Below are 21,328 nucleotides of genomic sequence, written 5' to 3'. Positions count from 1 at the left end.
AGTAACGGTTTCTTCCTGCATCCATACGATGTCGGTGGTCAGCTGGGCCATCTGCTGCTCGGACAGCGCCACGCCAGGCGTGAGCTGGAACTGTCTGGCGTAGGCCACGCCCGAATCCATCAGCGCCTTGAACGCCTGTTCGTTGTTTTCGTAGCCGGACAGCTTGTTGCGGCCGGTGATGTTGATCAGCTGGTCGGCAAACGCGCGCTGCTCCACGAAACCATCGCCGTAGCGCTTCAGGGTGCGCTGTGGATCGAGGTCAAGCTGGTCCAGGAAGTAATCGCTGCCGGTCCATTTGTTTTTGTCGGTGAACAGCGGGTCGGTCTCGACCAGATAGCCGGCGCCCTCGCCCGGTTTCAGGGAGAACAGATTGCCCGTCGGCGCTTTCCAGTCGGCGTTGCTGGTCAGCGTGACGCTCGGGACGTTCGGATCGGTGGCGCGGCCGTTGACGTCTTTGGCGTTGAGGCCGAATACACCGGCATCCACTTTTTTATCGGCCACCGTCACGGGACGAGCGGCGGCGAACTTGGCGAACGAGGTCGTCAGGTCACCGATAGCGGTCTGCTGCGCCGCGCGGGCATTGCCCGCAATGACGCTGCCGGGCAAGGCATTGCCAGCCACCTGGCCCTTGACGACGGGTTGGGCGCTCGTGCCAACCGTAACGTCCGTCGCGCCGCCGCTGCCTTGTTGCTGGGCGTCCGCCGAAACCGGGCCGCGGCTCCGGTACCAGTTACTCGCGTGCCGAGCTGCGCACCGCGACCCGCACCGTGGTGCCGACCGCAGGTTCGCCGTTAATGGTTACAGGCTGGGTTGCCGCCTCCTGTACGGCGACGTTCGCGCCGACTGCGGCCACATTGACACCGTCGGTGGAAGTGCCGGGCGTAAAGCCGTTCCGCTGATGAGGCCCTGTTTGAAGGTCAGCCCTGACACCGTTCTCATGACATCGTTCCCGCAGCGGTAGCGCACATGGTAGCCGAAGTCAACTTCCACTCGAAACGACATTGGACCCCGGCAACCTGGTTTTCGTCGGCACTATGCGTATCCGAATTGGGCTTATCGTTGCGCTGTTTGCCCCGCCACATCTCCGAGAACAAATCCGCTGTTGTTTACCCATACTCGCCGTTAAATCATCTCAAATAAAAAATAATCTTCCTCGTCACTTTCTATTTGTCGAACAAATTTTGGGGAAGAATCATCATCTGCGCAGATCCAAATATTAAAATAATCACTCGGAATATAACAACGAACCTTATGTTTTTTAGCGATCTAGATTATCCGACCAACAACAACCGAGTCAGCTAATTTGTATTTGTACACCTGCAACATTTGAGAGGCATCGCCTTTAACTGGAATACACACACAAACACAATCCAATGCAAAATCATCCAACTCCTCAGTTAAAGAATTGAATTCGTCTATATCAAAAACCTCGATACGTTCAATCGAACAATCAAAAATTTGCGATAAAAAATTTTTGATCTCTAAAGATGAATGTGGATACCCCAACAAGAAATCTATCATTTTTTGACTACCTTATATACTTCAAGCGCAGCAGCTTTCGTCTCTGCAGAAACACCCATACTATTCATGATAATTCTTGCCTGAGGCGTATCCCCAAACTTGTTTAGAACTCCCAACGCCTTGTATCCGCCCCGATCCAATGTATAAAGCCCTGGGCCTGACATTGGATAGAGAGTTCCATCATGCATCCCGTAAGTACGCCCATTTGCGACGAAGGTGTCGCCATTTCTTTGCGCTTGGCCTGATCTAATAGCAGCGACATCTTCCGACATATCAACGACTGATCGGTCAACCACTGCATTAACGTTCTTCGCTACTGACGATTGCGTTACAGTGTCCGCGTAATGCCGCGTTGCCGGCGAATTCAACGACGCTAGCGATTCATCAAGGAAAGTTGTTGAACGCGGCGCCCCGCCCGTCTTCCCGCACTTTTGTAAACAATTATGAACGAATGCTTTTTGCTTTCCAGCAAAGTAAGTATGGAGGTCGGCAACAGTAAAATTATACGTGATATCAGAACGGCCAGCTAAATCAAGTCGAGCGATGGTTTGCCACCCTCACCGAAAAACAGATTCGTCGCGGTACGCACCGATCGACTCGCCAATTAGAGAATGCGATTCGCGCCTACCTCAAGATCAACAATGCCGACCCGAAGCCCTTCGTCTGGACAAAATCCGCAGACGCCATCCTGTCGAGCATCGAACGATTTTGTCTGCGAATTTCCAACTCAGAACACTAGGTGCCCTACAGATAATAATATACGAGATCTTGCAGTATGTCTTTGTCATGCACGCTAAATTGATCATTAAAATGAGGGGTAAGAGCCGCTAAGACACTCTTTACCGGGACCTCTTCGATCTCGAGAAATCCTAGCAATCGCTTTTTTTCTTCCTCGTTCTCTATAAATTTTTCAATCCAATGCTTCAAACACGCTCTCATTTCATCATTACTCATCATTCCTCCACCGCCTCACATGGCATTTTGCCCCCCGCTAGCCTTTGGGCATTAATTAGCTCCAGCTCCTGCAGCACCAGCCAACTTACACGACCACTAAAAATTGGCATAGCAGCATTAAAATTAATCATATTATTTTCTTAATTTCCATACTCAATATTTATACGTTTCGTGCCAAATGAGATACTGACCTTCCGGCTAGAGACATCACTACGTCCCTATGGCCGAGCTCTATTTACTAATACACTTTAGCGCAAATGGTTAATCAATCGCTGGACATCCGCGCTTCGAGGACTCTTGCTCGCCTCCAAATGAGTCAACAATTCTCGGAGCACGTGTTCAAAAACTCTCGGAAGCTGTACCGATAAATTATCAAGCTCACTTGCTACAATTCCGGACACGGACTTGTACGGAGAACCAAGCAAGATAATCAACGTACGTACACTTTCATCACTTTCAATGCACCCAACTGACTCAGCACATCGCTCCTGCCAATAAGCCGGCTTTGATAACACAACAGCCCGCAAATTTCCCCAATCAAGTGTCGAAAATTCGGACAGCACCTCGGCCGCGACCTGAAGATTATATTCATGCCATCCGCTGTTTTCATCACCTATAGATCTTTCAAACGCAGCACTAACTCGGTCGCTCATTTCACTTTCCCTCAGGCACTATTGGGCGCCCGCCCGTTGGAAAAGATGACGTTACAACACCATTTTCCTTGAGCACTTGCCATTGAACTCCATTATAAACACTTGTGTGCAACGTCGTTTCGACGCCGTTGATGTTGCGAAGCACAACTCCCGGAGTATTAGCTGTAAATTGTCCTGCCAGCAGTATATCCACGTTATCCCAACTTGGAGGCGCTACCGTCTGAATATTTGGCGACTTTGCTTTCGACAATCCAACTGTTCCATCTTTTCGCAGAATCGTTCCCTTAAAATCAGTAAGTGAAATCGTTCCATCCGGGTTTACGACTTGCTTCGGATTCATTTCATATAAAGGTGAAGTGAGAACCTCAGGAGAATGCCCACCTATAATTTTATTTGTTCCTGGCTTTGATGCTCCGAACAAAATCTTCGAATCAATTTCTGTCAACGGACCAATAAACTCGCTTCCACCAGGAAGAGATACATTATTGGCCCCACCATCTTTCCGTGCAGCATCGCTCGCCCCAAATCCAATCACATCGGCGTCGTTTGAACTCCCATAGGGCTGTATTCTTGCCGCATTCCCCGCTTGATCTGGACTGCCGCTTGGGTTTTTCAAACTGGCGGGGGCACTGACCTGTGCTTTTACAGTCGACACCGGCACCGGCACCGGCAGGCTTAATATATCTGGGAGACGAGTCGGTCCGTTGACGCCATTCAACATAGGAGCGGTCTCCGGAAGCACCACAATGCTGTCAAATTTAACTACGGTACCACGTGCCGCAGGTAACAGCTGCGCCGCGCCACCTGCGCCATACTGAGGATACGCACTAGTAAAGGGTTCTAGGCTCGGCCCTTTATCGCCAAGTGACATTGGCACTCTAGCATTGACCACACCGTTTGGTCCAAACAGCTGCAATGTATCAAATGTGCCCAGCAAGCGTCCATCGCTCCATGACGCGGGATTGCCTGGCTCATAGAAAATTTGAAACGCGTCCCGGACTGCAGCGCCGCTGTCCAATTTAACGGATCCGAAATAACTTAGAGGTGCAGACATCGTGGCGATGGTCTGAGCCGCATATTTGCTCCCACTATCCATATAGCGATAACCCGTCGCAGGCAAAGCTATTCCGCTTGAGTTGACGTAGTAATCCGGTGCTGCGATCCGCGCAGCTGGCGTATATTCCAGTTGGAGCGGAGCGACGTTCGCGTTGTTTGCACCCGGTTTGATCGTTGTAGACGTGCCTGGGGAACCTCCCTTGCCCGCTGGTGCCGGGAGCGCGGCCCTCGGCGCATTTGTCGTACCGGCCTCGACCACCTCGTAGATGCCTTTCGCGGGATTCCACACCACGTCGGAGACCTCAGGTGGCGTCCCTGACCACTTGCCTGCGGCCGGCTTAGATCCCGGTTTAGGTCCGACCAGCTCAGGGACGGGCTTCGGCATCACTACCTCGAGCTCGACAGCACCTGCGGCCCCCTTCGTCGTCGCTATGAAATCCTTAACCCCACCAATAATTTTGGTTGTGGCAGGCCCAGTCACAGGTGCTATTGCCACTTGGAACAACATACCGCCTATTTGTTCGCCTTCGGTTGAGTATTTAAGTACTGCCGGAACCTTAGGAATCGGTGTTAGCTCATTCCCCGTAGCGAAGTTATATATATTGTAATAACCATCGCCAACCATAATAAAAGTGTTGACTGCATCGCCCGGCAAATTAACAAGCGCCTTGCCAGATGCCACAGTTAACTCTGTGACCGCAGCCATGCCCTTTTTCGTGACGGGAATCGGCATTGCCTGATCAGCGCGGTTCTTACCAATAATGCCCAGATCCTGCTGTACTTTCTGGCAATCACTACTACCAGGCGTTTTGCAAGCCGTCACCGCAGCACTGAGCAAGACAGCCCGCTGCGCGAAGTAATTCGCATCGTCACGATTGTTGCGGCCAAGGCCACTCGCAAAGGAAACACATGCGGCATCCGAACCGCACAGACTGCGAACTTCAACGTTCGGAATATACAAGCCGCCATAAGCTTGCGATTGAGCATTCTTACAATCCTCAGGGGTTGCGCAGCTCTTCTGCGACGCATCGATCTTGGCGTACAGCGCTGTTGTCTCTTTAATGCAAGCGGGATTGCCATTGCATTGTTTCAACTTGCTGGTGAAGTCACCCATCTGTTTGTGAGACAGATAGTTGTTGGTCGCCGCATTCGCGGCAATATTGCCGCCCAATGCTGCGTCCATTAAGGATCCGCCAGTGGCGCCAGCAACCAACGATCCCACCGCCGTCGCCAAGGCAACTACGGTATTGCTTTGTTCTGCAGTCAACCGGTCAGGATGGAAACTACCGTCGGTGTCATAAGCTTGTGGATATAGTTCGCGGCTTATCGCTTGCGCCGCAGCTTCGCCCGCAACGCCTGAAGCCGCACCACCTGCCACACTGCCACCATTGGCGGCAGCCAGAACACCGCCCAATAGAGCGTGACTCAGCAACTGAAGCTTTGGATTTTCATTACCGGGCTTGGTGAAATAATCGCCGATCGCGGTCGCTGCATATGGCGCGCTGGCGTTTGCGGCAAGCTGACCAATACTCTGACCGGATAACCCGCCTACCAGCACACCCGTAACCACGCTCAATGCTTGCGAATAATCACCCTTCGGCCCCCAGTTCTTCGCGTCACCCTTCGCAGCATCTGCGACCAGCGTCGCAGTTGTCCTGATTTGCGTGGCTACAGCCAAGTCCCCTGTTGCCCGCGTGCGCTGCTCCGCTGTACTGTTCGGGTCGTTCAGCACCGCTTGCGCCCGCCCAATGCCAACGTCGGCCGCGGCAAGGTCTTTGAGCGCCTGGGTAGCGCGTTCGGCCGCCCCTTTCGCAATGTCGCCGGCGATCTGGGTACTGGTGGCAACCACCGTACTGCCTGCCGCGCCCATTGCCTTCAGATCGGCCGCCACTGCCTTCATGTCTTTCAACGGATCAATTGCCTTATTCGCGGTCGCCAGGTCGGTGTGCGCACCGAGGTCGGCCGCACTGCTCATCTCCTTGCCGCCGATGTTGATCTTGCCGTCCGTCAGCGTTGCATAGGTAGTCGAACTGTCTTTACCCTTGTCCTGCATCGGCAGGCCGGGCGTGACGTTCGGGTTGCGTGCGCCGGTACTGGTCTGCGTTTCCGGCGCGGCGCCCTTGACCGCACCGGTGGTGAATCCGCCTGACAGGCTGACCGACTGGGCCTTGTAGTCCATCTGGTTATCCAGATTCTCGAACGTGATGGCCTTCGCCGTCAGGTCCGAATTGGCCGCGTTGGTACTGCCGATTGCGCCGCCTTTCAGGGCAATCGTGTCGGCCTTGACGTGATAGCCGCCGTCGCCCGCAAACAGGCCCGACTGCTCCAGCACGACCTTGCTGCTGCCATCGGCCGAGGTATGGCCGATGTTGCCCGACGCTTCCCACGCGGTGCCGAACGACAACTGCACCCGAGCACCGATATTGGTTTGCTCGTTGTGCTGCTTGTTCGTGTCCTGCACGGACTCGATCGCCAGCTTGCCGCCCACATTGGCGGTGATGCTGTCGCCCTTGACGACCGCGCCCTTGAGCGTGGTGTCGCCTTTAGAGGCAATATTGACCGTAGCCCCGGTCAGCTTGGTATTGGTGTTGACCGTGGCGTTGTTGTCGTATTCGCCCTTGCCCACATTGGCGGTGGCGTACACATAGGTGCCGGTCTGCGCACCGACCTGAACGCCCACGCCCACCTCGACGCCGGCGTTATTGTTGCTCCCCTCGCTGCTCGTCTGGCTGGTGGCCGATTGCAGCACGATGTCGCGCGCCGAGTCGAGTTTCAGTTCCTTGCCGGCGGTTATGCCAGCGCCGGTGGCCTTGATATCGCCTTCGGTCGTGGTCAGCGTCACATTGCCGTTGGTGCCCGTGAGCGTGCTGCCGATTGCCACGCTGCCACTGCTCTGGTCGCGGCTCTTGGCGGTGGCAATGCCAATGCCAGCCTCGGCCTTGAACAAGGTGCCGCTGCCACCGATCCCCGCAGCAACCGCTTGATACGCGTTGGCAGCCGCAGCCATGTTCTGCATGGTCGACAGGCGTCCGTCGGATTCCTTGGCCGCCTTGCGGTTGTTGGCCAGGTCGATCAACGGCGAGCTGATACGCGCAAAGCCGCCGATCTTCAGGTCCGAACTGTCCTGCGCGCTATTGCTCGTATTGAGCGCCGTGCCAATCTCGATCGACTTGGCAGTCACGCTGACATCGTTTTTCGCCAGGACATTGCTGCTGGTCTGGGTGTATTTCTCCCCTGCCGTCAGGGTGATGTTGCCGTTGATGCTGGCGACGCCCGACTGCACCTGGGTGACCGCATCATTGCTGCCGTTCTTCTTGATGTTGTTGTATCCGGCAAAACGCTCGGTGTCCGACACGACCACCTTGCCGATGGCCTTGTTGTTGCTGTGGTTATCGTTCGAGACGGTATCCTGGCCGCTTTGAATGGTCAGGTTCCGGCCAGCCGCAATGTCGACATTACCCTTGTCGGCGACCACCGAAGCGGCCGTGAGAACAATGTCGCCATCCGTGCTCTTGAGCGTGGCGTTGCCGCCCACCGACAAGGTGGTGCCGCTGATCGTGTCGGCACTGCCTTTGCCGTTGTCCTTGTTGTTGAACATGCCGACCGGCAGGCTGCCGCGCGAATCGATGCTCCAGCCCTTGGCCTTGTTGTCCTGCCCTTCGCTCTCGGTGCTATGTGCGACGTCGAGGATGATGCTGTCCTTGGCGGTCAGCTTGGCATCGCCTTCGGCCTTCAGGGTCGCGCCTTCGCTGGTGATGCTGCCGCCAGTCGCGTCAATGCTCAGGTTGCCGCCCGCCTTGAGCGTGCTGACCTGGGCGGTGCTGCTGACGTGATCCCTGGTCCCGGCCGCACTGCGCGAACTGCCTTGCAACACCACGCCGCCAATTGCCGCCAGGAGGCCTTCCCCCACCCCGTCCGCGCGCTTGGTGAGTTTGCCCACGCCGCTGTCGGCGCTGTTGCCCTTTTCGCTTTCATTGCGCGCATTACTGAACGCCGCCTTCGGATCGAGCGTCACCCCAACCGAAAAGCCTTTCGATGCCGTCTTGTACGCGCTGTGCTCGTCGCTGGTATTTTGCGCCGCGAGCAGGTCGACCGTCTTGCCGCTCAGGGTCAGGTCGGTTTTGGCGTTGAGTTCCGACGCCGCCACCTTGATGCCTTCGCCGGCCGTGACGCTGACTTTGCCGGCGGTCGATTTGATGGTCGATCCGGCCTGGCTGACCAGATCAAGGTTCGACTGGCTGGAGCCGCTCGACTTGTTGTAGCCCACGCTGGCCGCGCCGCCGGCATAACCGGCCGTGAAACCGGATTGCTTCTGGACCGCGCTATTGCGCTCCTTGTAGATTTCCTCGGCCGACTTGATCGTGACGTTGCCTGCGACCGCTTTCAGCGATACGTCGTTCACGCCTGCAATCAAGCTGCCGCTGACCGTCAGGTCCTTGCCCGCCTCGGCCAGCACGCTGTCGCCAACGACCCTGCTGCCCGTCACCTGCTGCAAACTTTCCGTGCTGGTGCTGCTCGACATCCTGCTGCCGCCAAGCGTGCGGCTCTTGCTGTAGCTCTCGCGCAGACTGTCGTGCTCGGTTGTGATGGCCTGGACCGTCAGGTCGTTGTTCGCCAGCAGCTTCGCTACGCCGGTTTCGGCCACGATCGTGCCCGCGTTGAGGACGAGGTTGCCCGTACCCACCTGGGCAATCGCCTTGCCGTCCTTGTCTTTCTGGCCCGTGGCAACGCCGGTCGCGCTGATGGTGACGTTGTTGCCGGCGCTGACGACGCCGCCGCTGAGGCTTTCGTCATCGTTCATGGCACGGTTGTACTCCTTGCGGCCCGCCGTTTGAACGTCGACGAGGGTGCGGTCCTTGACCGCGGAGATGGTGACGTTGGCGCCGCCAATGCTCACGTCGTTGGCCGAGGCAACCTGGCTGCCGCTGAGCGTGACGTCGCCGGCTGCCCTGATGGTGACGTTATTGCCGGCAGTCAGATTGCTGCCGACGTTCGATACGCTCGCCTCGTTGGTGTAGCCGGTGCGGCCCATCGTGCTGCCGCCGAGCGGCACGAACAGCGCGTGCTTTTCTTCCACGCCGGCGATGTCGATGTTCTTGCCCGCCAACACAGTCAAGTTCGCGGCCGCGTCGACCTGGGCCGCGCGCGCCGTGAAATTGCCTTTGGCACTGATGAACACGTTGCCGCCGGCAATGGTGGCGACGCGGTCGATGTTGGTGCGGCTCGATGTGCTGGTGCCGTTGTTGCCGACAGTGTCAACGCTGCGCGTCTGCGTGGTGCTGGCGACGAGAATGTCGCGGCCGGCATTGAGCGTGACCCGGCTGTCGTCGGTGGCGCTGCCGTCGACGCCCTTGTTGGACAGGCCGTTAATGCGCCCGCCCACGTTGGCGATATCGTTCGCTGCCTTGATGTCGATCGCATTACCGGCGACGGTGCCGCGATTGGTGACATTCTGGGCGTCAAGCGTGACGGTGCCGTGCATGTCGGTCGGCTTCGCATTGGCGTAACCGGCCAGGATGGTGCCGCTGTTGCTGATGCCGCCGTTCTGGTTACGGATGGTGACGTTGTCGCCGGCAATCAGCGCGCCGCCGGTCGACAGGTCGCCCTGTTGCGGACGGCGCAGGTAGACCTTGGGCACCAGGGCCGTGGTCGTGCTGCCGTCCGGCAGGGTGACCGTTTCTTCCTGCATCCATACGATGTCGGTGGTCAGCTGGGCCATCTGCTGCTCGGACAGCGCCACGCCAGGCGTGAGCTGGAACTGTTTGGCGTAGGCGACGCCGGAATCCATCAGCGCCTTGAACGCCTGTTCGTTGTTTTCGTAGCCGGACAGCTTGTTGCGGCCGGTGATGTTGATCAGCTGGTCGGCGAACGCGCGCTGCTCCACAAAGCCATCGCCATAGCGTTTCAGGGTGCGCTGCGGATCAAGGTCGAGCTGGTCCAGGAAGTAATCGCTGCCGGTCCATTTGTTTTTGTCGGTGAACAGCGGGTCGGTCTCGACCAGATAGCCGGCGCCCTCGCCCGGTTTCAGGGAGAACAGATTGCCCGTCGGCGCCTTCCAGTCGGCGTTGCTGGTCAGCGTGACGTTCGGGACGTTCGGGTCAGTGGCGCGGCCGTTGACGTCTTTCGCGTTGGGGCCGAATACACCGGCATCCACTTTTTTATCGGCCACCGTCACGGGACGTGCGGCGGCGAACTTGGCGAACGAGGTCGTCAGGTCGCCGATGGCGGTCTGCTGCGCTGCGCGAGCATTGCCCGCGATGATGCTGCCAGGCAGGGCATTGCCTGCCACCTGGCCCTTGACGACGGGCTGCGCACTCGTGCCGACCGTGACGTCCGCCGCGCCGCCGCTGCCTTGTTGCTGGGCGTCGGTGGAAACCGGGCCCGCTCCGCCGGCAGTACCGGCTGCTTGCGCGCCGATCTTGGTGCCGCCTGCGGCGACGGAAGTGTCAACCGATGGCGCGCCGCCGGCGATAACGCCTTGAGCTGCGACGCCCTGCACTGCGGTATCGGCGTTGATCGCGCCGACGTTGATGCCGACGGTCGTGCTGCCGGTCGTGTAGGTGGCGACCTGGCCCGTCTTGGGTGCTGCCGCGTCGCCCGCCGCCGTGTTGCCGCTGCTTGGGGTGAGATTGCCAGCTACGCCGGTGCCAAGGGCACCGACGACCTTTGCCGGTTCGGCAGGCGTAATGACAGTATCCGCTGGTGCGAGCGGCACTGGTGCCGCCCCGCCGCTATCGTACAGAACGCCGGCGACATCGATCGAGGTCGTTGGGCCGACATCATCGAAATTGGACGTGCCCCCGTAACTACGTTTATGTTTGCAGCTTTGCCACGGCTTGCAATGATCGACGCTGGTATAGAACTCGCTTCCAGTTTCGGTAATTTGTTGCGAACCCTGGGTCGAGATATTGACACTGTCACCGACAGTCTTTTCAATGCCATTGCCAACCTCGGATCCCCCACTGATCAGTACACTGCCACCGGCGACGATTCGGCTGTCAATATTCTGCGCCGAAGCAGCATGTATAACGCCCGCAGCGGTAACCATGCCCGGGTTTGATGTGGCGATGACGCTGGCCACGGTCGTCTTCGTACTGTAGGTTCGCTGGACGTAGTTTTCGATCTTATGATCTTCGCCCGGAACTCTATAGTGGAACGTATCGTCGGCATATACCATCACCAGATCGTCCCGATCGTGCACCAGATTGGTCTGAGTGTCGGTCAGCGTCACCTTGTTTACAGGGGTTACCGTGGTGACATCGGTCAGCGACACACCGCCTTGCAGCCCGTAATTGCCGCAATCCGAGGCGCCCACGCCATTGCCGCCACCGCCGGTAACGCAGTTAATGTTACGCAGGTTGCCGACCTCGAGATTACCACCCGATTCAATCCGCGCACCGGCATTGACCACGCTGCCCAGCTTCATATTGCCAAGGCTGATCACATTCGCGCCCGGCTTATTGATCAGGAGACCGTTCACGGTGAGCATGTCGCGCGCGCCGATGGTGGCATTCGCCTCATTCGTCACCGCGCCGCCCATCACCACGTTGCCGCCGTAAATGCGCCCGCTATTGAAAGTGTTGCCACCCGTGACCGCCGTGGTACCGATCGAATTGACCACGCCGGTGCCGGCATTGTTGAACGTGCCGACATCGAGCGTGGTATTGGTCGCGCTGATCGTTCCGTAGTTATTCAGTTCCGTGGCCGACAGGCTCAGGTCCTTGGCCGCGCTGATCGTGCCGTTACTGGCGTTGGTGTACTTGCCGTTATTGAGAACAATCTCCAGATTGTTCTCGGCCGCCACCGTACCGCCGTTGGTGAAATCACCATCCATGGCCAGGCGCAGCGTGCCGGTGGACGCCATCACGCCGTCGGCGCTGAACTTCTTCATGTTCGCCGTCAGCTTGGTCATTGCATCGGTACGGCCGCTGGTATTGATGAAGTCAGCCGTGTCGATGGTGACTTCTTCGCCGCTCAGCTGGCCGCCGCTGTTGTCGATGCTTGTCGTGCCAGCCACCTTGAGGTTCTTCAGCGCCACAATCGCGCCGTTCACGTTGCCCACCGTGGCCGCATTCACGGTCACCGTGTTCGATGCCAGCAAGCCCTTGTCGAACGCACCGTTGTTGGTATTGCTGTTATCGATCGCCGCCGCATCAACCAACAGGTTGTTGTGCGCAAATACCGTACCGCCTACGTTATTCAGTACCGGCGTCTTGAGCGTCGTATCGAGCGCCGACTTGATATTGCCGCCCTGGTTATTAATGCCGCTGGACCCGGTCAGGCTCAGCGATTTCAAGGCCAGCATGGTCGAGCCGCCGGCATTGTCGATGCTGGTGCCGTCGATGGTCAGCTTGCCGTCGGCGCCAATGTAGCCGCCGTTCTGCTTCACGCTGCCGCCGGTGATCGCGATATCGCCGTGGCTGACGATCCCGCGCTCGGTGCCGCTGTGATCGTTGGTGAGGGTCTTTGCGGTGATGGCGATGCCGCCCACGCCCGACTCGATCACGCCGGCATTGTTGCTGACGCTGTCGGCATCGACCTTCGTCGATTTCAAGCCCGACAGCACGCCGCCGGCATTGTTCACGTCCTTGGCCGCCACGATCAGATCGGTACCCGAGCTGATCACGCCGTCAGCATTGTCCAGCTTGCCCTTGAGGCTGCCGAGCTTGACTTCACCCTGGCTGGCGATCCGGCCGCCCTGCATGTTCAGCAGGTCGGCGTCGGTCTTTGCCTGCACGCTCGTCACGCCATAGATATCGCCCTTCTGGTTCCAGATGCCCTTGGCCGCGTCGATCTCGACTGTCGACTTGTCGCTCTGGATCGTGCCGTCCTGGTTGATGAGGATGCCGGCGCTGCTGGTCAGCACCACCTTCTCCGTGGCGCCGATCAGGCCGCCGGTATTGTTCACGCCATTCTTGCCGATGATGGTCGCGTCGGTGCCGGCGACCAGGCTGCCGCCCTTGTTGCTCACTTCAAGTTTGGTCGTGACATCGAGCGCCGTCTTGGCACTGACCACGCCGCCATTGTTATCGAAGGTGCCGACGTTGATGGTGACCTTGTCCTTGTTGCTGACCACCTGGCCCTTGACGTTGCCCAAGGTGCCGCTGTAGAGGCTGACTTCGCCATCGGCCACGATATTGCCGCCGGCATTGTCGGCCAGGCCGATCGTCGACACATTGACCGTGTCGGCGGCGCTGATGTTGCCGCCTTTATTGAGCAGGTCGCTGCCGGCGATGCCGATCTTGCCGGCAGCGCTGGCGATGGTGCCGCCATCGTTGATCATGGCACCCATGCCCGAGTCGAGCGAGACCAGATTGTCCGCCGCGATCAGGCCGCCGCTGTTGATCATGCCGCGGGCCTTGAATTCGATCACGCCGGTGGCGGACAAGGTACCGTAGGTGTTGTCGAGTACGCCGGTGCCGGCGTCGAAGAACAGGTTGTCGCCACTGATCGCCACGCCGCCGGTACGAATGCCCATGGCTTGCACCAGCAGGTCGGTACCGAACTGATACGTGAAGTCGAGCGCGCTGAAATCGACAGCCTGCTGCCCCATGCCGAACGACAGGCGCTTGCCGGCCGCGAGCTTGGCGCCGGACGTGGCCACCAGGCCACCGCCGTAAATGGCGGCGTTATTACCAGCAGCGAACTGCCCGTTGCGGTAGTCGAGCGTATTGGATGATTGCAGGGAAATATCGCCCTGCGTACTGATGTCGATGCCGGCAGCCTGTACATCGGTGCCGCTGACATTGACGGCGGTGTTGGCCGCCAGCGCCGCGTTGTTCAAGCCCACTTTGGTGCCGGCCACGGAAATCGTATTGCCTGCCTGCAGATTGCTGCCGTTCAGGGCCACATTCGCGCCCGTCATGGTGATGTTCTTGGTGACGGCGATCTTGATGCCGTCGGCGTCCAGGCGCGAATTCGCCCCAAGCGAGTCGATGCCGAAACTGTCGCCGGCGGCAATGGTGCTGCCGGTCAAAACAGCGTCGCCGGTGGCCAGGGTCACGCCGCCATTGCTGGCAAAGCGGCCGCCCGAACCATCGAAACGCGCACCCTGGGTGTTGATCGACAGCGATTGCTGGCCGATGACCTCGCCCTTGCGGCCATCGAAGGCCGCGGTGGTGAGGCTGGCGCCGCCCTGCGCGCTGACCAGGCCGCGCACATTGTCGAAGGCGCCGGTGGTGGCGAGCAGATTGGCGCCGGTAGTGATCTTGCCGTCGGTATTATCGAAGGCGCCGACCGAGCTCAGCTTGGTGGTGCCGCCGCCGGAAATGACGCCCTTGCGGTTGTCGAACGCGCCCATGCCCGCATTGGCGGTCAGTACGCCGTTGCTGAGCATCGAACCGTTGACCGACGTGATGCCATTGGCGCTGACAGCCAGCGCGTTGGCGCCGGTCAGTTTGCCGTTGTTATTATCGAGCGCGCCGACCGCCTGGATGCTCAGTTTATTCGCCGCCACGATGCTGCCGTCGCGGTTGCCCAGCGCGCCATTGGCGACAATCGTCACGTCCTTCCCGGCCGCGATCATGCCCCCAACAGCAGGCGTGCCGGTGCCAATGGCACCATTGAGCAACTGCCCGCCCGTCAGGCTGACGCTGCCCTGCGCGCTGCGGATAGTACCGGCGCTGTTGTCGAGCGTGCCGCTGTTGTCGGCCACCAGGTTCAGGTCGCCGTTCGATGCGAGCGTGCCGCCCACGTTCTGTACGCTAGCCGCGCCCAGCGTGAGCGAGTCGCCCGCCAGCATGCTGCCGCCGCTGTTGACCAGGCTGCCGCTGCCAGCCTGCACGGTCATGCTCTTGCCTGCGCTAAGCAGCGCGCCGCTGTTGTCGATCCCCTTGCCCTGCACGGTCGCGTTCGCGCCGGCCGTGATGCGGCCCTGCGCATTGCCGAGCGCTCCCTGCGCGACGAGCGACAGGTCCTTGCCCGCGCTGATCAGGCCCTTGCTGCTGTCGATATTGCCACCGGCAATCGTCAGGTCGCCGGCCGCCACGATGGCGCTGTCCGCGCCCTGGCTGGCAATGTCGCCGGCGTCGATTGCGACCGATGCCTTGGCGCTCTGCACGATGCCGCCACGGTTGTCCAGCAGCGCCTTGCCGGCGTCGAGCACCAGATCCTGGTTGGCGATGATGATGCCGTCCACGTTGCCCAGGCCCTTGGCCGCGATGCTGGCCTTGCCGCTGGCCTGGATCTGGCCGCCCTGGTTGTCGAGCGCGCCGCCAAGGGTCTTGACGTCGACCGTCAGCTCCTGGCCTGCGCTAATCAAGCCTTTCTTGCTGGTGAGCGATGCGGCATTGATGCCGAGCGCGCCGTTGGCGATCAGCTTGCCGGCATCGTTGTCGATGCCTTTGGTCGTGCCGATCAGAATGTCGGTGCCGGCCTGGATCGCGCCGCCCTGATTGGCGACCGGACCGTTGACGCTCAAGCCGATCTGCTTGCTGGCAACGATATTGCCGGCCTTGTTGAGCAGCGCGCCCAGGATCTGCGCGTCCAGGCCCTCGCCCGCCGCGATGGTGCCGCCGCGGTTATCCAGCTCGCCCGCGCTTGCCAGGGTCATGCCGCCATCGCTGGTCAACCTGCCCTTGACGTTCGTGATGGCGCCCGCCGTACCCGTATCGATGGCCAGCTTGCCGCCGGCCGTGACCTGGCTGGCGCTGTTGTCGAGTCCCTGGGTATGCAACGTGATGTTGCCGTTACTGCCGATCAGCGCCTTGGCGCTGCTGTCGACCTTGCCGGCTGTCAGTTCGATGCCGGTGCTGCCGACCAGCGTGCCGGCGCGGTTGTCGATGTCGCCTGCCTTGATGTTCAAGCTGGTGCCGGCCTGGATCTTGCCGGCCTGGTTGTCGAGCGCCTGCACTTGCATCGCGAGCGCCGTGTTGGCCACCACGCTGCCGCCCGCGTTGCCGAGCTTGCCGGCCACGACGTCGAGCTTGCGCAGGGCGCCAATCGTGCCCTTGCTGTTTTCCAGGGTGCCGCTGACACTGTTGATGATCAGGTCGCCATTGCTGACGATGCTGCCGCCCGTGCTGTCGATGCCATTGCTGGTGAGCTTCAACGCCGGCGCATTGGCGGTGGCATCGGTGGCGAGAATGGTGCCGCCACGATTGCTCAGTACGCCGTTACCGACGTCGAGCGTGACGTTCTTGCCGATAGCCCGGCCGTCATCGAGGATGAGGCCCTGCGCTTTGACCGACAACGCGGCGTCGGTGAGGAAAGCGCCGCCCTGCGCGCCCGGCAAGGTGCTCTTGCCCAGGTCGATGCCGCCGGTAGTGACGACCGTCAGGTCCTTGAAGGCCGAATACTGGCCGCCCTTGAGCGAGGCCGCGGTCACGTCCAGCTTGCCGCCGGCGCCGATTGCCGCGTCCTGTGCGTTGATCGCCGCGCTGCTGCCGATGGCGATATCGCCCCCAGCCTGGATCTTGGCCTGGCGCGCGTCGAGCGCCGCGCTGGCAATGCTGGTGTTGGCGCCGCTGGCCAGATTGGCCTGCGCCAGGTTGGCCGTGCCTGTTTTCAGGCTCAACTGGCCCGAGGCCAGCATGTCGGAACCGCTGGCGTCGACATCGCTGCCCTTGCTGTCGATCAGCAGGTCGCCGGCGGCGGCGCTGATGGCCGTGCCTTTCGCCATGATGGCGTCGCCGGACATGGTCACGCCCTTGCCTGCGCGCAGCTGACCGCCGCTGAGGTCGATCTCGCGCGCCGTCAGGGTCAGTGCTTTCTCGCTCAGCACGCTGCCTTTGGCACCCTTGAAGTCGCTGTTGCCGAGGTCAAGCACCAGATTGTCGCCACTGGCAATTTTTCCGCCGCTATTGTCGATGCTGCCGCTGTTGATGACGGCGCCACCGACGCCGACGATCGAGCCGCCTTTGTTGTTCAAGTCGGTGGCACCGCCAGCCGCCACCGGCTTGCCCGCGATGCGGTCGAGGCCAGTACGGGTCTGCAATGTCAGTTGGTCGCGCGACAGAATGCTGCCGCCGCCATTGTCGATGCCGCCGTCGCGGGCGACCAGCTTGACCGCGCCGTTGGCGGCGATCGCGCCGCCGGCATTGTCGATGGTGGCGCCGGAGAGCGTCGCGCTGCCCATGGCCGATACCGCGCCGCCAGCAGTGCTGATGCCCTTGCCCGCGTTCAGCACCACATTGCTGCCGGAAGACACGCTGCTATTCGCGGCGTCGATCAGCCCGCTTGCATCGAGCACGATGGCGCCCTTGGCAATGAAGCCGCTGTTGGCTGCCAGCCCGGCGCTGCCGCCGGCGTGGATGTTGTTGGCCTTGACCGTGATGCCGCCAGCCTCGCTGCGATGCACGCTGCCGTCCGCTGTGTAGTCCGCGCCACGGGTATCGAGTGCGATATCGCTCTTCGCCGCCAGGGTCGCGTTGGCGGCGTCGATGCCTTTGCCGTCGATCTGCAGGCGCGCGCCGCTGGCGAGATGGCCGCCATCGAGCACAATAGCGCCAGTGCTCGCATGCAAGGTCAGGTCGCCAGCGCTCGACAGGCGGCTGGCGCCGGCATCGATGTTCGCGGCATTGATTTGCAACTCGGCGTTGGTGGCAATCTGCGTGCCCTGCAGGCTCGCGCCTTTGCCGGCCTTGACCGCCACCGCGCCGCTGGCGTTGATGTCGGCGCCGGCAAGGTTGACGCTGTCGCGTCCGTTGACGGCGATGGCGCCGTTGCTGATGATGGTCGCGCCGCCGGCTTGCACCCTGTCGGCGGACAGATCGACGCTGCCGCCGGCCTTGATGTCGCCCTTGTCCAGGTCAATGCCCTGGCCGGCGGCGATCACGATCTGCGCTTGCGACGAGATCTGCGCACCGGCCGCGTCGAGGCGCTGGGTGCTGATGCTGACCGGGCCGCCCGCGCGCAAGCTGCCGTTGGCGCTGTTGATGACACCGCCCACGCTCAGGGTCAGGTCCTTGCCGGCTGCCACGGTGCCCCCGCTGTTGTTCAGTGCACCCGCCGTCAGGCTCAGGGTCTGGTTGGCCGCGAGCTTGCCGCCGACATTGGTCAGTTCGGCTGCCGCCAGGGTCATGGCGCCCTGCGCTTCGATCAGGCCGCGGTCGTTGCCGAGGCGCTGGCCGCTCGCTTCGATGATGACATCCTTGCCGGAGCGCAGCTGGCCGTCGGTGTTATCGACATCATTGCCGCGCATGACGATGCTGCTGCCCGTGGCCACGCTGCCGAAACGGTTTTTCAGCGTACCCGCCGACAGATCCATGTCGCCGGCCACGACGATATTGCCGCCGTTGTTATCGAATACCTGGCTTTTTGCGTCGAACACGGCATGCGCGTCGGACGACAATACGCCGCGGTTGTTATCGATGCCGTTGCCGCGCACCACCAACGCTGGCGTGCCTGTGCCGCCGCCGGACTCGGCCACGACCGTGCCCTGGACGTTGCTCATGCTTTCCAGGCCGGCGTCGAGCACGATGTGCTTGCCACCCACTTGCGCCTTGTCGGTGACGATGCCTTCGGCACGCACGGCAATATCGCCGCCGGCGAGGATGGCGCCGCCGGTCAGGTCAAGCCGTTTTTCCATGCGGATATCGACATCGCCGGCGGCGGACAGCTTGCCGCCCTGCTGGCTCTGGCCGGTGATCGTCAGCTTGCCGCCGGAAATGGCGCTGCCGCCCTGCATCAGCAAATTGCCAGCGGTCAGCGTCAGGCCGCGCGCGCCGGACAGGCTGGCGTCCCGCAGATCGACGCCGTCGGCCTTGATGGCGACGCCGGCGCCGCTCTCCACCCGCAGTTGCTGGGCGTGCAGGTTGCGGCTGTTGAGGTCGATGTTGCCGTTGGCGGCAATCGCGGCCTTGTCCAGCCAGGCGTCGCCCGTGACGGCCACGTCCACATTATTAACGGAAGCCAGGGAGGCGCCGGCGGCGGACAGGTTATTTGCCTTGAGCGTCAGTGCCTGGCCGGCTTGCAGCCTGGCTGCGGTGGCCACGATGTCGCTTGCCGCAAGATCGAGCGTGCCGTTGCTGGCGAGGCTGGCGCCGCCAAGGTCGAGCGTGGCGCCCGTGACGGCGAGCTTGCCGCCGGCGCTCACCTCGCCATCGCGTCCCAGCAGACGCTGCGCATCGATGCCGATGTCCGTGGCCGCGGCGATCGCGCCTTTTGTATTGTCGAGGCGGTCCGCCTTGATCGTGACGCCTGACCCCGTGCTCTGGATGATACCGGCGGCGCTGTCGATCAGCCCGCTGGCAGTGAGCTTGACGGCCTGGCCGGCTTGAATGGCGCCGCCGGCGTTATCGAGCGACCTGCCGGTGAACGTCAGCGCGCCGGCGGTGATCAGCTTGCCTTTGTTGTTGTCGAAGGCGCCGTCCAGCACCAGGTCGCTGGTGGTGGACAGGGTTCCCTCGCGGTTGCGGATGCTGCCGACGCCGGTGAACACGGCAGCCTTGGATGCCACCGTGCCGCCCGTGTTGTCGAGCGCGCCGCCACCGGCATGCAAGGCCAGCTTGTCGGTCGCCACGATCTTGCCGCGTGTATTGTCGATGCCGACAGCGCGCACATCGATGTTGCCGGTCGCGTAGATCACGCCAGCTGTATTGTCCAGCTTGCCCTTGCCTGCATCCACCGCGATCGATGCCCCCGACACGGTCGCAGCGCCGGTGTTCACGCCCGCGCCGCGCAGATCGATTGCCTTCTTGCCAGTCAATTGACTACCCTGCACGTCCAGGGCCCCGGCGGCGTTCATGGACAGATCGGTGGCGGCCGCCAGCACGCTGTCCGACACGCGAATCTGGCCAGCCTTGACCGTGAGCGCGTCGTTGGCTGCCCACTGCTGCTGGTCGACAGCGATGCTGTCGGCCGTCACGTTCAGGGCGCGCTCAGCCTGCAGCACGCCGCCCTTGCCGTCGATGCTCTTGGCCTGCAAGGTCAGGTCGGTAGCTGAATAGATGCTGCCGCTGCTGTTGATGCGCTCGGCGGCCAGCACCAGCGTTTCGCTGGCGGACTTCTGGATCAGGCTGCCGCTGTTGTCGATGTGACGGGTGTTGAGCAATACGCCCTGCTCGGCGCGCAGCACGGCTGTGCTGTTGATGGCAACGCGCTCGGCCGCGGCAATGCGCACATCCCGGTGGGCGTTGGTCTGGCCAAGCAGGGTCACCTTGCCGCTGCTGGACAGGTCGACATCTTTCTTGCTGTAATTGTCTTTCAGGGTCAGGTCGCCCTGCGCGCTCAGGGTCAGGTTTTCCGTCAGCGATGCAATGCGGCCGGCGCTGTTGACGCCCAAACCCTTTTCCGTGGCGACCAGGTAGATCTGGTTGGCAAACATGCCGCCCAGGTCGGCGATATCGATCGCGAACCTGGGTGCGTTGCCCGTGCCATCTTGCACGGTGGCCTTGAGCGTGCCGTACAAGACCTTGTTGGCGCCAAGGACGGCCTGCAGATTTTTGGTCGAGATTTCACCTTCGATGACGATGCCGCGCGCCAGCAGGTCGAGCTGCTCGACATTGCTCGCGTTCAAACCGCCAGCGCCGATGGTAATCACGCCGCGCTGCACGTTCAGGCTGTCCAGCTGGCCGGCGCTGTTGTACTGTGGCGTACCCGTGGTGAGGGTGGCGCGGCCGGCGGTATTGAGAAACCCGCAGCCGTCGCAACTGATGCCGTTGGGGTTGGCAATCACCAGGTCGGCGCGCTGCCCTGCGACTTCGATGTAGCCGTTCAGGCGCGACGGATTGCCGGACGTGACTTCGTTGAGGATGATGCGCGCGCTGGTCGTACCAAGCTGCATGTTGCCGTTGACGATGCCACCCAGCTGGGTGCTGGTAGTGTCGCGGCTGTTGTTCAGGATCAGGCCCTGCTTGCCCACATTGAACTGGTCGTAGCGGTTGTGCGACACGCCCGCCGCACTCGGCGGCGCGATCAGCACGATCGGCACGCCGTTGGCGGCGGCATCGACCAGCGGTTTTTGCCCGGCCGGCGCGTTGCCCGCGGCCACCACCTGCGCGTATGCCGGCCCCGCTATCAATGCCGTCTGCAGAATCTGCAGCACGATCATCATCCTGGCCACAGTCCTTGTCCACGGCCGGCCGGTGCGGCCCGCGGCCTCCATCGGTTCCTCCAGCTGCGCCTGGACCAGGCGGTCGGCTGCGGTCAGGGTGGATTGTTTGCTTTTCAACAAATGGCGGATTGGTGATTTCATGAGGTCCTTG

General features: G+C 61.0%; 4 protein-coding genes and 1 pseudogene. 1 reads left to right on the top strand and 4 read right to left on the bottom strand.

The features are described from left to right. Together RBA41_RS22490 and RBA41_RS22485 are read right to left on the bottom strand one after the other, a co-directional pair. Positions 1-606 (bottom strand): S-layer family protein (locus RBA41_RS22490; protein ID WP_306626477.1); only part of this gene is annotated, 606 nt, incomplete at its 3' end. Positions 607-1,266: 660 nt separating this feature from the next. Then, the gene (locus RBA41_RS22485) at positions 1,267-1,521 is read right to left on the bottom strand and encodes a hypothetical protein (RefSeq protein ID WP_306626476.1); all 255 of its coding nucleotides are present in this window, start codon (positions 1,519-1,521) and stop codon (positions 1,267-1,269) included. A 526-nt stretch (positions 1,522-2,047) separates the two neighbouring features. Between RBA41_RS22485 and RBA41_RS22480 the strand changes: the two are divergent. Beyond that, positions 2,048-2,260 (top strand): annotated as a pseudogene (locus RBA41_RS22480) (IS630 family transposase); the annotation flags it as partial. A 463-nt stretch (positions 2,261-2,723) separates the two neighbouring features. Here RBA41_RS22480 and RBA41_RS22475 read toward each other — a convergent pair. After that, positions 2,724-3,128: a hypothetical protein gene (locus RBA41_RS22475; protein ID WP_306626475.1), complete on the bottom strand. Its 405-nt coding sequence runs from the start codon at positions 3,126-3,128 to the stop codon at positions 2,724-2,726. Position 3,129: 1 nt separating this feature from the next. Then, positions 3,130-21,318: a hemagglutinin repeat-containing protein gene (locus RBA41_RS22470; RefSeq protein ID WP_306626474.1), complete on the bottom strand. Its 18,189-nt coding sequence runs from the start codon at positions 21,316-21,318 to the stop codon at positions 3,130-3,132. Positions 21,319-21,328: the final 10 nt, after the last annotated feature.

The organism is Massilia scottii (genome assembly GCF_030846495.1).
Lineage (GTDB): Bacteria > Pseudomonadota > Gammaproteobacteria > Burkholderiales > Burkholderiaceae_D > Telluria_A > Telluria_A violaceinigra.
Note: the sequence above shows the minus strand (reverse complement) of the source record. Positions and strands in the feature narration are given on the sequence as shown.